The sequence below is a fragment of the Spiroplasma endosymbiont of Seladonia tumulorum genome (assembly GCF_964020235.1).
GTDB lineage: Bacteria > Bacillota_I > Bacilli_A > Mycoplasmatales > Mycoplasmataceae > Spiroplasma.
Map to the genome: position 1 here is coordinate 1897008 of NZ_OZ026545.1, position 14021 is coordinate 1911028.

Annotated in this window: 16 protein-coding genes and 7 tRNA genes; 19 read left to right on the forward strand and 4 right to left on the reverse strand. The window is 25.2% G+C overall.

Going from position 1 to position 14021, the window contains the following annotated elements; all coding sequences use genetic code 4:
- Positions 1-52: 52 nt before the first annotated feature.
- Both AACL22_RS12085 and rpsU read left to right on the forward strand, forming a co-directional pair.
- On the forward strand, positions 53-1378 hold the full coding sequence (locus AACL22_RS12085; RefSeq protein ID WP_338992450.1) for an Mbov_0401 family ICE element transposase-like protein: 1326 nt from the start codon (positions 53-55) through the stop codon (positions 1376-1378).
- 570 nt (positions 1379-1948) lie between these two features.
- Positions 1949-2113, forward strand: coding sequence for a 30S ribosomal protein S21 (gene rpsU / locus AACL22_RS12090; RefSeq protein ID WP_004028656.1), 165 nt, complete (start codon positions 1949-1951; stop codon positions 2111-2113).
- Between the two features lie 28 nt (positions 2114-2141).
- Here the strand turns inward: rpsU and AACL22_RS12095 are convergent, their stop codons facing one another.
- Entirely contained in the window at positions 2142-3104 is a 963-nt protein-coding gene (locus tag AACL22_RS12095; protein WP_338992453.1) for a GMP reductase, read from the reverse strand.
- 154 nt (positions 3105-3258) lie between these two features.
- On the opposite strand from AACL22_RS12095, the gene AACL22_RS12100 reads away from it, so the two are divergent.
- The 11 genes from AACL22_RS12100 to AACL22_RS12150 all read left to right on the forward strand — a co-directional run bounded on the left by AACL22_RS12100 (position 3259) and on the right by AACL22_RS12150 (position 6548).
- Positions 3259-4200: a hypothetical protein gene (locus AACL22_RS12100; protein WP_338992455.1), complete on the forward strand. Its 942-nt coding sequence runs from the start codon at positions 3259-3261 to the stop codon at positions 4198-4200.
- A gap of 154 nt (positions 4201-4354) precedes the next feature.
- Positions 4355-4430, forward strand: a tRNA-Val gene (locus AACL22_RS12105).
- Between the two features lie 12 nt (positions 4431-4442).
- A tRNA-Thr gene (locus AACL22_RS12110) sits at positions 4443-4518 on the forward strand.
- A gap of 6 nt (positions 4519-4524) precedes the next feature.
- A tRNA-Tyr gene (locus AACL22_RS12115) sits at positions 4525-4608 on the forward strand.
- Between the two features lie 15 nt (positions 4609-4623).
- Positions 4624-4698: transfer RNA gene (locus AACL22_RS12120), tRNA-Gln, on the forward strand.
- Positions 4699-4702: 4 nt separating this feature from the next.
- Positions 4703-4778, forward strand: a tRNA-Lys gene (locus tag AACL22_RS12125).
- 16 nt (positions 4779-4794) lie between these two features.
- Positions 4795-4881: transfer RNA gene (locus AACL22_RS12130), tRNA-Leu, on the forward strand.
- Positions 4882-4967: 86 nt separating this feature from the next.
- Positions 4968-5041: transfer RNA gene (locus tag AACL22_RS12135), tRNA-Gly, on the forward strand.
- Between the two features lie 78 nt (positions 5042-5119).
- Complete coding sequence (locus AACL22_RS12140) at positions 5120-5677, forward strand: DxFTY motif-containing membrane protein (protein ID WP_338992458.1); 558 nt, start codon at positions 5120-5122, stop codon at positions 5675-5677.
- Positions 5678-5727: 50 nt separating this feature from the next.
- A complete protein-coding gene (locus tag AACL22_RS12145) occupies positions 5728-5991 on the forward strand; it encodes a hypothetical protein (protein WP_338988671.1) in 264 nt (87 codons plus the stop codon).
- A 290-nt stretch (positions 5992-6281) separates the two neighbouring features.
- On the forward strand, positions 6282-6548 hold the full coding sequence (locus AACL22_RS12150) for a hypothetical protein (RefSeq protein ID WP_338992460.1): 267 nt from the start codon (positions 6282-6284) through the stop codon (positions 6546-6548).
- Here AACL22_RS12150 and AACL22_RS12155 read toward each other — a convergent pair.
- Positions 6545-7348, reverse strand: coding sequence for a phosphotransferase (locus tag AACL22_RS12155; protein ID WP_338992463.1), 804 nt, complete (start codon positions 7346-7348; stop codon positions 6545-6547). The two genes, AACL22_RS12150 and AACL22_RS12155, sit on opposite strands and share 4 nt — an antisense overlap.
- A gap of 69 nt (positions 7349-7417) precedes the next feature.
- On the opposite strand from AACL22_RS12155, the gene rdgB reads away from it, so the two are divergent.
- The 3 genes from rdgB (at position 7418) to AACL22_RS12170 (ending at position 8957) form a co-directional block, all read left to right on the forward strand.
- Positions 7418-8032 (forward strand): RdgB/HAM1 family non-canonical purine NTP pyrophosphatase, encoded by a 615-nt coding sequence (rdgB, locus tag AACL22_RS12160; RefSeq protein WP_338992464.1) that lies wholly within the window; start codon positions 7418-7420, stop codon positions 8030-8032.
- Entirely contained in the window at positions 8010-8528 is a 519-nt protein-coding gene (locus AACL22_RS12165; RefSeq protein ID WP_338992467.1) for a tRNA (cytidine(34)-2'-O)-methyltransferase, read from the forward strand. Before rdgB ends, AACL22_RS12165 begins: the two co-directional genes overlap by 23 nt.
- 105 nt (positions 8529-8633) lie before the next feature.
- Positions 8634-8957, forward strand: coding sequence for a single-stranded DNA-binding protein (locus AACL22_RS12170; protein WP_338992469.1), 324 nt, complete (start codon positions 8634-8636; stop codon positions 8955-8957).
- Positions 8958-9461: 504 nt separating this feature from the next.
- Here the strand turns inward: AACL22_RS12170 and AACL22_RS12175 are convergent.
- Complete coding sequence (locus tag AACL22_RS12175; protein ID WP_338992471.1) at positions 9462-10439, reverse strand: IS30 family transposase; 978 nt, start codon at positions 10437-10439, stop codon at positions 9462-9464.
- Positions 10440-10979: 540 nt separating this feature from the next.
- Here AACL22_RS12175 and AACL22_RS12180 point away from each other — a divergent pair.
- From AACL22_RS12180 to AACL22_RS12190, 3 genes are all read left to right on the forward strand, one after another.
- Positions 10980-11234 carry a hypothetical protein gene (locus tag AACL22_RS12180; RefSeq protein WP_338992474.1) on the forward strand — a complete coding sequence of 85 codons (255 nt, stop codon included), beginning with the start codon at positions 10980-10982 and terminating at the stop codon, positions 11232-11234.
- A 251-nt stretch (positions 11235-11485) separates the two neighbouring features.
- Positions 11486-12547: a ribosome-inactivating family protein gene (locus AACL22_RS12185; protein WP_338992477.1), complete on the forward strand. Its 1062-nt coding sequence runs from the start codon at positions 11486-11488 to the stop codon at positions 12545-12547.
- Positions 12548-12565: 18 nt separating this feature from the next.
- Positions 12566-13069, forward strand: coding sequence for a lipoprotein (locus AACL22_RS12190; RefSeq protein WP_338992480.1), 504 nt, complete (start codon positions 12566-12568; stop codon positions 13067-13069).
- Positions 13070-13473: 404 nt separating this feature from the next.
- Here AACL22_RS12190 and AACL22_RS12195 read toward each other — a convergent pair whose 3' ends face one another.
- Complete coding sequence (locus tag AACL22_RS12195; protein WP_338992481.1) at positions 13474-14019, reverse strand: lipoprotein; 546 nt, start codon at positions 14017-14019, stop codon at positions 13474-13476.
- Between the last annotated feature and the right edge of the window lie 2 nt (positions 14020-14021).

Genomic DNA, 14021 nt, shown 5'->3' on the forward strand with positions numbered 1-14021 from the left:
ATTAAGTATCATAATTTAAAAAAATTGTTTAATTACGAAAGGAAATTATAAAATGGAATTTAAACAAAATTTATTAGGAAATTATAAAGAAAATAAAAGAATAGAAACAAAAAATGAAACTAAAAATTTCTTGATTGAAAGAGATAATGAGATATTTAAATTATATCAACAAGGACAAATATTACAAGGATATAAGGTTGTATCAAAAATACCAAAAACAATTAGAACAGAAGATGGAGATATACCTTTAAAAAGAAGAAGATATGTTAAATATGATGAAGAAAAAAATGAATATATAAATCGCTATCCTTTGGATGAAGAATTAGGTTTAAAAAAATACCAAAGAAATGAACAAAATTTAATAAATAAAATTACTTCATTTATGGGTGATGGAAAAAGATATAAAGATATTTTAGATACTGTCGAAAACGCTAATATTAGTGAAAGAACAATATCTAATATTTTTAAAAATGCAGATTTAGAAGAAACCGATTACATTAGTAATAAAAATAACAATAAAATTAAAATTCCAAATAATGTTTTATATATTCAAGTTGACGGGGCTTTTGTGCCAATGCGAGAAAATAAAAAAAGAGTTGAAAATAAAATATTTCTTTCAACTATGCATGTTGGTGTTGATGAAGAAAAGTCAACAAAAACCAGAAAAAAAACGAAAAAGAAAAAAGGCGTTTTTCAAATGATGAATAAAAATCATAAGAATAAAAATGATAAATCTAATATTGATAATTTTATTGATAAAATTTTTAAATCAATGGATACTTATGATATTAATGAAGATAATAAAATATTAATATTAAGTGATGGTGAAAAACAAATTAAAAAAATTTATAGAGCAGTAAAAGCAAAATATAAAAATAACACTGTATCATATAGTTTAGATAAATTTCATTTATCAAATAGATTTAAACAATTATTCCCAAATCGAAATAGAATCAAAATTCATAGAATAAAATATAAATTAGCAAAAATATATTTCTTTACTGGAAATTATAAATTATTATTAGATTTTTTAATATGTCATTTACCATATGTTAATGGTAATAAAAAAATATTTTTATTAGAAACTATTGAATTAATTAAAAATAATAAAGAAGGAATTGAAAATCAAGCGTTAGAATATAATATTGGTTGTCATGTTGAAGGTGATGTATCACATTATATTAAGGCTGTTAAAGGGCGTGGCGCGAAAATATATTGTAAAGAAACATTTATCAATATGTTAATTGCTTCTATGTTAAAACTTAATAATCAAATTAATGATGAGAAAGTTGATAAAACTAATAAAAATAATAAAGAAAAAATTGAATTTAATATATTTAATTTAAATCAATCTCAAAATCAATTTTTATCTTTATAAAAAATAAAAAACCTGTTAAAATTACAATTAAACCAAGATAAAAAAGAAAAAAGTGGAGTAGGCTGTAAACCACCGAGCCTATTACTTTTAAAATAGATACCAACTCCACTTTGATTAATTATAATTATAACATTTTTATTTAATTGGTCAATAAATCATATTAATTGTTTTTTCTGTACTATTTTCAAAAGTATTTTTTAGTGTGTCAAAATTTATAATTTTATAAATTATTTCTTCAAATAAAAATTATGCTTTAAAAAAAGTTGAATTTTTTATAAATTTTGTTACAATTTAGTTATAAGCGAAACTTAATTTGTTTCTAATTACTTAATTTTATTAAAAACCTCAAAATAATGTATACTACCAAATTTTAACAAAGGTTAAAAAAAGAATAAAAATATGGTATTAAGTTTAAGATATGGTAGGAAATTTAAAGAAATTAATTAAAATATTTATATTCCAATAAATATTTTAATTTTATGCATACATAAAATTAGAAAAGTTTGTTTTGTTAAAAAAGTGTGATAAGATGATATTGTTAATTTATATAGTTTTAGGAGTTGAAATATTATGGCTACTGTTGTTGTCAAAGCAGGAGAACCGCTAGACAAAGCGTTAAAACGATTTAACAAGGTTTCTTCAGTTAAAAGAAAAGAAGCCCGAAAACGTGAACACTGAATGAGCAAAAAAGAAAAAAGACGTTATAAACAAGAACAATCACGTAGTTTTCGTTAAAAAAATCCCATTTTAAATGGGATTTTTTTTAAAAATTACTATCTTTTAAAATTACATAATCAACTTTTTTAATGGCCGAAAGATCTTTATCACCAGCATATGAAATTGATGATTGTAAATCTTCTGTCATTTCACGTAATGTTTCAAAAATGCTGCCACGAATTTCAATTAACTCTTTTTTACCTTCAACATAACGTTTTTCACCTTTATTATATTCACTTGCTGATCCAAAATATTCTTTATATTTAATACCATTATTTTCAACTTGTTTTCCAGGTGATTCTTGGTGCGCAGCAAATAAACTACCAATCATGCATATTGTTGCGCCCATTCGAATTGATTTCGCAATATCACCGTTAACTCGTAATCCACCATCTGCAATAATTGGTTTTGAACTACCTTTACTACATCATTTAACAGCCGATAATTGTCATCCACCATTACCAAAACCAGTCTTTAATTTAGTAATACAGACTTTTCCGGGTCCAATGCCAACTTTTGTTGCATCAGCGCCTCATTGTTCTAAATCACGAACAGCTTTTGGTGTTCCAACATTACCTGCAATAATAAATGTTTCATGACCTAAATGGCTGCGAATATGTTCAATCATTTTTTTTACACTAAAAGCATGACCGTGAGCAATATCTATTGTGATATAGTCAGGTACTAATTGTTCTTTTTTTAATGTTTCAATTAGTGCAAAATCATCTGGTTTAACACCAACTGAAATTGATGTAACCAAGTTTTTACTTTTCATATGTTTAATAAACTTAACTTGATCTACGTTAAAGCGATGCATAATGTAAAAATAATTTTTTTCTGCTAATTTTTCACATAATTCTTCATTCACTACCGTTGCCATATTTGAAGGTACGACAGGTAAATTAAAAGTATGTTTTCCTAATTTAACGGTTGTATCACATTCTTTTCGAGAATTAACAACACATAATTTTGGAATTAATTGAATGTCTTCATAATCAAATGCTTTCATTTTTTTAATTTCACCTCACTTATTTAATGTACCATAAAATAAGGGAAAAACCCGAGTTTTCTTTTTAAAAAAGAATAAAAAAATATCTTGTAATCATATTAAAACCAGCATATAATTAATTATGTAATTGTAGAAAGGAATAGTGATTATACAAATGATGACAAGAAATTTTGGTTTTACTAGATTTTGAATTGTGTTATCAAGTATTGTGGGTATTGCGGGAATGGCAATAGCAGGAGGGGCTTACTTTTATTACTTAGGCCGATATAACAATGGGACTTTTCCTGGTGATATCAACGCTGCAAATACTTGATTAATGAATTCATATGCTGATTTAACAAGTGTTAAAGTTGTACTTTTACTAGTAGTGATTTTTTCATTTTTCACAACAATAATTTGTAATATTGGATTGATTCGTTATGCAATTAGCAGTACTGATGCCGAATTATGTGCAAACAAATGAAGTTTAGCGGTATTATCGTTATCAATTGGTGGTTTTTTTGCACCATTTGCATTAACATGATTATCAGATACTGATGTTAAAGCAACAAAAAATGCTCGCGTTGTTATTGTCCGTTATTTAGGGACTGCTTGATTAGTATCAGCTCTTGCTAGTATTGTTGCAATTATGATTTTTTATAACAAGGCAACAGATAAAACTTGAGTTGGAGACTCAAAACAAAATTTTTCCATTATGATGGGAGTTTTAGCTGTTGTTAGTGTTTTAAGTTTAATTTTTGTCCCTGGTTTTTATAGTAATAAAGTTGTTGCTAATATGATGGCTGAAACTTCTTATGGAAAATGATTACGTTTCGTTTCAACTGTTTATACTATTTTAGTAACAATAATGTTAGTGATCCAAATTATTACGGCGTTATTAAAACTAATTGAAGCATTTGGACGTATCTTCCAAAAAGGACAAAATGGACTAGCAATTTTCGCTAATATTTTAAATTTTACTGCAACATTAATTGGAACAATCTTTATGATTTATCTAATTACAAAAGTAATTAAAGGATTATGACGTCGTGAAGATGGTTATATGATTAACATTCCACAATATAAAGCATCTGACCATATGCAACGTCGTTATTAATAAGATTTTTAAAATGGATTTTATAATATTAAAATCCATTTTTATTAGTGATTTTAGATAATGTAATCTTCTTAAAAAAAATATTTTAATTGACAAAAATTATTGTTTTATATAAAATTAAAAAGGTTTCAACACAATACTTACATTGTGTCATCGGGTGTTAGCTCAGTTGGGAGAGCGCCTGCCTTACAAGCAGGTGGTCAGCGGTTCAAGTCCGTTACACCCGACCATTAATGATTCCTGCTGGCTTAGCTCAATAGGTAGAGCAACTGACTTGTAATCAGTAGGTTGGGAGTTCGATTCTTCTAGCCAGCACCATTCTTTGGAGGGGTAGTGAAGTGGCCAAACACATCTGACTGTAACTCAGCTCCTTCGGGTTCGGGGGTTCGAATCCCTCCCCCTCCACCATCTTTATGTATATTTTGGGCTATAGCCAAGCGGTAAGGCAAAGGACTTTGACTCCTTCATGCGCTGGTTCAAATCCAGCTAGCCCAGCCATTGTCTCCTGTTAGCTCAGTCGGTAGAGCAACTGGCTTTTAACCAGTGGGTCAAAGGTTCAAGTCCTTTACAGGAGACCATTTATAAAAAATATATGCCCGAGTGGCGGAATAGGTAGACGCAACGGACTTAAAATCCGTCGGTTTTACAACTGTACCGGTTCAAGTCCGGTCTCGGGTACCATTTATTTTATTTTTAAAAAATTGACATTATGTTAAGACAGTGGTATATATATTACTGTAGTTTAGGATAAAATTTAAAATTAAAATGCAGGTGTAGTTTAATGGTAGAACTTCAGCCTTCCAAGCTGACTGTGAGGGTTCGATTCCCTTCACCTGCTCCATGATATTAATTGTTAGTTTAACAATTTTTTTATGTTAAAATAAAAAGGCAAGGAGCAAAAGAGGAGTTAGTGATTGTTATGAAAGTCATTAAAAATGATAATAAAAAAGAATCTACTAGTAATTGAGAACATTTACCACCAGAAATGCAACATGATTTAGAATTTCATGCTTCACGCACAGCATTTTGAAAAAGTCTTCTATTTTTAATCATTGAAGCTGTAGGACCATTTTTATTATTGTTTTTTTTAACTTCGCCTGACTTAAGTTTTGCCTACCATTATGATGTTGGCATTGGAATTGGTTTTGGTTTAACAATGGTTTTTAGTGTTTTTTTATTAACTTGTTTAGGGTTTTATTTTCATTTTTATCAAGCTGACCAGTTTACCTATACTATTGCATTATCTTGAATGTTATATGGAATTTATTTAACTGGATATTGATGAGGATGAGATAAGATTTTATATCGTTGCTTAGTATCATTTCTTTTTCTCTTAATTGCTATTTTTGTTGGTACATTTATGACCGTATGAATGCGTAATCTTCGTGGATATTTTCAAATAAAAAAAAGTAAGAAACAATTAGAGCCACCAGTTATTAATAAAAAAGAAACAATTAGAGTGCACCCAAAAAAGTAAGTAAAATAAAAAAAGATTTTGCTAAATTTTTATAGGGGGTGCATTTTTATATGGCAAAAAAAGGACAAAAATATAACAAATATACATCAGAATTTAGAACAAAAATCATTGAGGAAATTAAACAAAAAAGTTGTTGAATAGTAGCAAAACAATATAATATAAATGCAAATACAGTAGAATCTTGATGAGCAAATCATAAAAAAGGAAAATTAAACAATCCTAAAGGACCTAAAATTTCTTTTGGCAAAAGAAATTTAGAATATTATAAAACAAGGTATGAATTATTAAAAAAGCTCCATGACTTTTACAATTAAGCAAACTAAGAATTGTCTCTTTTATTAAACAAAATTTTTGTGAATATTCAATAAAATTATTACTAGAAGTAACAGGGTTAAAACGTAGTTATTGAGATAAATATAAAAATTATGACAGTAGCAAAAAAGATAAAAAAGCAATAAATGATATTGTAAAAGTCTATGAAGAAAATTTAAAACAATTTGGTTATCGAAGAATTACTAAATATATAATTCACTTAGATCACGGATATCAATATACATCCACTATTTATCACGATAAATGTTTATCTAACGGTATTACAATTTCAATGGGAAAAAATTACCACTGTGCAGATAATATTGTTATAGAAAGTTTTCATTCATTACTTAAGAAAGCTACAATCCATAATAAAATATATAATTCACATGAAGAATATATACAAGATGTTATAAAATGAAATACATGATATTCAAATCGTAAAGAAAAAGATATAATTAAAAAAATAGTAAATACTTTTTTATTAGTACTTACTAAAATGGGTGCACTCTACAATAATTCACCAGTTGATTTATCAGTAACAAAGAAAGAACCTTAATTATTTTTTTGTAAATTAGTTAATTTTAAATTAATAATTGTTAAGAAAATATTTTGTTTTGTCTGTTCATACATGTAATTAGCTCAGTAAATTCATAGAATGTTTTGGTAATACATTCATGCTACTACTTTTTCTTGTTGTTGTGATGTTAAATTAAAAAGATTAAATCAATAAGTTCGTTCAGCTTTTGTTGTTAATGTTTCAGAAGCAAATGAAGCAATATCAAAAAATTTATCATTTAGCATAGCATATTCAAAATCAATTAAATAAAGCTTTTGGTTTAAAAAAACTAAATTACCATGATTTAAGTCATTATGACATAAAACAAGTTCTGTTGGTTGCAATTTTAAATAATCAAGTTTCTCTTCATATGGAGCTAAATTTATCAATTGTTTACAAATTGCTGTTTTTAATGTTATTAAAAATTGCTTAGGATTAAATGTTTTAATTTGATTATTTGGATTAATTTTAGTTTCTCATAATTGTTTAATTATTGTAGCAACTTGGTTTAAGACTTGGTTTGTAAGTTTAACCGTACTAAGTGATTGTAAAGTTGGGTAGTATGGTGTAACCAAAAAGAAATGATCACCATCATAGCCATAATCTACAATTGGTAATGTTAAATCGGCATTTTTAATTTGTTCTAAAACAAAAATTTCATTTTGATGATCAATGAATAAATTAGTAAAAGGATTACTATAACGGATAAAAAGATTATCAATACTTTGATAATTTTGGTTAGTAATACCTAAATTTAATTTTGCTTTAATTTGGTATTTCATCATATTTCTGACTTCCATTCTGTCTGTTATATATTATTAATTTTATTATACAATATATATAGTTAAGAAAAGCGGGGAAATAAAAAAATGAATGAAATTTGAATTGCTACTAGTAATAAGAACAAAGTACGAGAATTTAAAGAAATGTTTGAAGGTATTAATATAATTGTTAAATCATTGTTAGATTTAATAGTACCTGTGCCTGAAATTCCTGAAACAGGAACAACCTTTGAAGAAAATGCATTTTTAAAAGCTGATTATTTAAGCAAAATGTTAAATAAGCCAGTATTAGCGGATGATTCTGGATTAGAAATTATTGGTTTAGGAAATTTTCCTGGTGTTAATACTCGCCGTTGAGCAGAACCAATTACGGATAATAATATTATTAATAATTTATTAATTGAAAAATGTCGTTCACTAGAAGAACGTGATGCACAAGCAGTTTGTGTTTTATGTTATATTAATCCAAGTACAAACGAAACAAGGTATTTTCAAGGAATAACAAAAGGTCTTATTACTGAAAAACCAGTTGGTAATAATGTTTTTGGTTATGATGCAATTTTTTTCTTACCAGAAATTGGTCAAACTTATGCTGAATTAACTGTAGAAGAGAAAAATAAGTATTCGCATCGTTCAAAGGCTTTTCAAATGTTTAAAAAATGATGACTAGGAGGAAAAGATGAAGACAACAAAAAAAATTAACATTATTTTATTTGAACCAGAAATTGCACAAAATGTTGGAGCCATTATGCGAACTTGTGTTGCAATTAATGCTAAGTTTCATTTAATTGAACCATTTGGATTTATTTTTGATGAACGATTTATTGCTCGCAGTAGTGCAAATTATGTTGAGTTTGCTGATTATGAAACATATAATGATTGAAATCATTTTTCACAATTAAATCCAAATCTTAAATTATATTGTGCAACTCGTTATGCACAACAACCACATAGTGCAATTGATTTTACAAAGGAAGAAAAAGTTTTTATTTTATTTGGGCGTGAATCAACTGGTATTCCAACAACAATTTTGAAAGAACATTTATCACGAACTTTTCGTATTCCAATGTCAGAAAAAGTCCGTAGTTTAAATGTTGCTAATACAGTTGGGATTGTTGGTTATGAAATTATGCGACAATGAGATTATCCTGGTTTATCAAAAGTTGAAATTCAAAAAGGGGCTGATTTTTTAAAATAAAAATAACAATGCTTTTTGTGAATTTTTTCTTACTTTTGAAAAAAGTTTTTTATAATTTTTTTAGTATTGAGTTATATTGATTGTTTTTAGAAAGGATGATAAAGAATGAATCAAGTAATATTGGTTGGGCAAGTAGAAGAAACTTATGAAATTATTTATGATAAAAAAGAAGCAGAACGAAAACTAATGAAATTTTTACTAAAGATTCAGCGCCCTTTTAAAAATAAAGATGGTAACTATGATAATGATTTAGTTAATGTTAAAGTATGAACAAATAATATCGATGATTTATATATTAGTTTACGTGATAAAGCAATTATTGCTGTTAAAGGGCGAATTCAATCATTTCGTTTCAATAATTTTGATGAAGAAAATTATTATAACGATATAATTGCTGACCGTGTTACGTATTTAAGCAGTTTTAACTAACATTACTTAATATTATTAACTTAATACCAATTAGCCATTTCTTTTGAAGTGGCTTTTTATATAAATAAATTAAAATTTAATAGCAAGGAAAACAATAATTTTAAGAAAAAGATGTTAAAATAAGGTCTTTTTAAGTAATTATTTTTGGGGAGTGTTGCATATAAATGGATATTATTTAATTTATTTAAAAACAAGAAACTTTTTTCTTTTATAAAAAAATAATAACAAAAAAAAATACAAAAAATAATTTCATATTTTAAAATACTAAAAAATAGTTTAAAAACTAAAATTAAATTATTTTAAATTAACTAAAATTAAATCTCATAATTTTTAAATCTGTAAATTGTACTATGAAGTGTAGCACCCTACTTAATTTTATTATAACACCAATAAAATAAATGTTCAATATAATTTATTTTAAAAAAATTTAGTAGTTTTGTTTTAAATTTATGAATTTTGGCACACTGAAAAATAAAATGATTAAAATTTTTATAGGTAATTATATTAAAAATTAAACATTTGTATAAAAACTTCTTTTGAAGATAGTCAATGTAAAGATTTTTTAAGTTTAGAGTTTATTATATTAGCAACTTCTTGATAATAATTTCTTGAATAAATACTTAAATCAATTCCTTTGGAAAATCAATGTCTAAAATCACGAATTGCTCTTTCAACTTTGGGTTTTTGAGTTGGAGTTCTAGCATCACAAAAATATACTTTAGCATTTGTTATTTTTTCATTTTTTTCTCAATCAGCAAATTCTTTGCCTTGATCTGTTATTATTCCTTTGCATCTATCTTTAAAAAATCTGTTAGAAAAAATTCGTTTTAATGCGTTTGTAACTTCTTTTGTTGTTTTTTCTTTTAATGGTTCAATGATTTTAAATTGGGTTAATTCTTCGATTAAAACTAAACAAACACTATTATTTTTACCAACCATAGTGTCCATTTGAAATCAACCAAATTCATATTTATCATGTTTTGCTTCTTCAATAGTTCTAAAATTTCTTATTTTTCCACGGTTATCAATCCTATTTTTTGTTTTATATTTTCTACCATGAAAATACAAATTATCTTTCTTGAAATTTAAAAATCCCAAATGAATATATTTATATAAAGTTTTAAAACATACCGGAAATTTAATACCAAACTCTTTTTCATATTTTTTACAGATTTGTTCTGGTGAATCATGAAATTTGTTATATTTTTTATCTAGTCATTCTAAAATATTTAGCAATAATGATGATTTTTTAAAACATTTTTGTCGTTTTTGTAAATAATTTTCGTGTGCTAATTTAGCGTCATATTCATTATTTTTTAACCTTTTTATTTCTCGTCTAATTGTATTGCGATTTTTATGCAATATTTTTGCTATTTTAGATATATTGGATTTACCATTTTTTCTTTTTAAAGAATCAAGTTCTAATAAATCTTTTAACATTACTCTTTCTTTAAAAGTAAAATGATGCTTTGTTTTATCCATTTTAAAAAATCTTTTCTTTTATATACAAAGTTAATTATATAGTTTTTTGAGTTTTTGGGCGAGCGATTGATTTTCTTAAATTTTTGTGATAAAATGACTTACAAGTTAAAAAAGTTTTTGAGATTCTTTCAAACAAATTTGGGAACCTTTATAAAATTCTTCGCTTAACGCTTAGAATTTTTCCCAAGTATTTTGAAAAGCGCGGCAAAAGTTTTTTTAAATTTTAAGTAATTTTTCACAAAACTATAGAAAATCACCGCGAGCCCAGATTTAGTACAATATAATCAAAATAATAACCATTATAATTCATCTCCTTTCTAAAATAGACTTCTTGCGATACCTGGTTATTTATGCTTAAAAATTAATTAAAATTTTTAAAAATGCTTATTTTAAAGTTTAATTTAAATTTTTTAATTTGTAATTATCTTTATTTTTGTTAGTATCGCAAGAAGTCTAATATATTTAAAAGCGCTTGTATATATATAATGTCAATAGATCTTGATAAAAATTTTCAAGATGAAAGAAAGGAAATTATGCAAAATGAAAAAACTTTTAAGTTTATTAAGTGTATTAACTATTAGTGGAACTGCTGCACCAACAACAATTGCCGCTAGTCCTTATGAAAAAGAAGAAAAATTAAATAATAACATTGATTATTTACAAATAGATAATTCAGAAAATTTAATTAGAAATAAAAGACAAAATAGATCATTTAAAAATTATAATAATAAATTAACTATTGATAGAAATGATATAAATAAATATAAATTATCTATTAATGAATTAATTATTTAATAAATGAAAATATTATTGAAATCATATTTGAAAGTAACAACAATAATATATATCAAATAAAAAGAAATTATAATAGTAATATTAATAATTATTTAATAATACCTGTTGAAATTATTGACGGTAATGTAACAAGAAATATAGAATTAGTTATAAGATTAAGTAATTTTTATTTAGTTGGATTTATTGTTGGTACTGGAACTTTTCAAGGAAATACTATTAGAAATTATTATTATTTTACAGAAAACAATAATATGGATTTAACACATATAGACAATACTATTGCAGCTGATTTTAGTTTAAATTATAATGGAAATTATAATACCCTTATTAATACAAATAATTTTTCACTTAGTTGAGGTAATATTTTTGATGCATTTATTATTTTATCTAAAACAAATGCAAGTAATCGAAATTGAAATAATTTATGACCACATTTAGCGCGTGTTATTGTAACTACATCTGAGTCAATAAGATTTAGAAGTATATTTAATTTAATTTCAAATGAAATTCAAACTTATAGTAATGAATTATCTTGAAATAATGATATTAGTAATATTGTAACTAATTGACAAAGTAGAAGTAATAATATTATTGATGCAATTAATAATATTCAATCAAGATTTGGTAATAACAACGGGGTTATTAATGAATGATTTTATAATTTATTATCACAATTACCATTAAATACAATTGCTCAAGCTCTTGCAAATACAGATGTTAGAGTTATTCTTGGATTACTTTTACAACCAACATTAAATTGTAATAAAAAAACAAGAAGTATAAATAATAACATAAAAAATGAATATTGTGATGCAATTAAAGATAAAAATGAAGGTTATAATTTAGGTAACAGAAAAGTAACTGTAATTAAAATATTAAATGAAAATACAAAAGTAGGAAAATTACAAGCTGGTGATATTTATATTGGAACTACAAGCGGTGTATTTCTTTGATTTAAAAGAGATAATCAAATTAATGTTCATAAATTTAATGGCTTGGATTCTAATATAGAAGATATGTGATTTGATGGACAGGGAAGTATTTTTGTTAAAACAAATAACTTAAAATATCATTTAAATTTACATGGATGAGATAATCAAGCAGTATGTACAAGTGCTGAAGCACTTGGAATTGTTGGAAAAAATACTGCAAAAGGCGCTATAACAGGAGCTCTTATCGGCGCGTCTGTAGGTACAGCTATTTTTCCAATTATTGGTACTGGAATTGGTACGTTTATTGGTTCTGTTTTTGGATCGGGTGCAGGCGCTAGTTATTCTATTGTAGATAGAATAAGTCATGATAAATGTTATTAAATATTTTAAAAAATAAATATGAAAAAAATATTAAGTCTTTTAAGTTCAAGCGTATTAATTGGAACAAGTACAACCAGTTTAGTTGCTTGTAATACATCACAATATACAGAAAAAGAATTATCAGATTTAAAAGAAAAAAATAATATAAAAACAAACGATGGTATTTTAGAATGAATAGCACCACAAGAAAAACCTTTTAAACAATTAGATAATAAATATTATTTTGTAATATGACGTGGTGATGAAAATTTTGATTGACGTATTATTAAATTTAAAAATGATACAGATGTAGGTTCTTCACAAAAGACAATTGATAATTTAAAAGATCAATATTATTTAATTTTAGGCAGTTATTTAGGTGTACGTGCCGTTAATTTATATATACACCAACCGGGATTTACTGGTTTTACACATTTATGAGTTAAAAATGATAATTATTTTAAATTTGTTTATTGTTGAAATGATGATAAAGAACCAAATACACCACTTATTTCACCTAAAACAGGGCAAATTATAGACTAAAATTTAAAGCAACAAAATAATATTAATGGTAATGATGAAATTAAAGTAACTATTAAAAACAAAGATATTTCAGAAAACCCTATTTATCAATTAGAAACAAATTATTTTAATTGATTATCAATAACAAATGAATTAGAAACAAATAATATTCCTTCTCTTATTCCGGCAGAAATTAAACTATCAGATGGTGAATACGGCAAATATTTAACAAATTTAATTATCTCTAATGACAAAATAGAAGAATATTTAAACTATTTTTCTCAATGATATAGATTACTTTATTCTAAGGCAATTTGAATGCGTATGACTAAAAATTTAGTTGAAGATAATATTAAAATAACTTATGATGAAAAACTTTTTACTTTAAATCAAATTGAAATATCGGGTATATGGGGTTATGGAAATTATGATATTACAATTTTTATTGAAAAACCAAATGAAAAAATTATTGAAGGAAAAGATATTAACTTAGAATTAATTCAAAATACTACTATTGGAACTAAAGTCAGCGGAAAAAATAGAAATACATACTTGCAATCATTTTTAACTCATAAATGTGTAAAACCAGTAAATCCCGGTTGGTGTATATATAAATTAACGGCACGTACACCTAAATAACTGCCTAAAATTAAATAATATTGATCTTTTAAATTATCAATTGTCTTTTGTGAAGAACCTACATCTGTATCATTTTTAAATTTAATAATACGTCAATCAAAATTTTCATCACCACGTCATATTACAAAATAATATTTATTATCTAATTGTTTAAAAGGTTTTTCTTGTGGTGCTATTCATTCTAAAATACCATCGTTTGTTTTTATATTATTTTTTTCTTTTAAATCTGATAATTCTTTTTCTGTATATTGTGATGTATTACAAGCAACTAAACTGGTTGTACTTGTTCCAATTAATACGCTTGAACTTAAAAGACTTAATATTTTTTTCATAT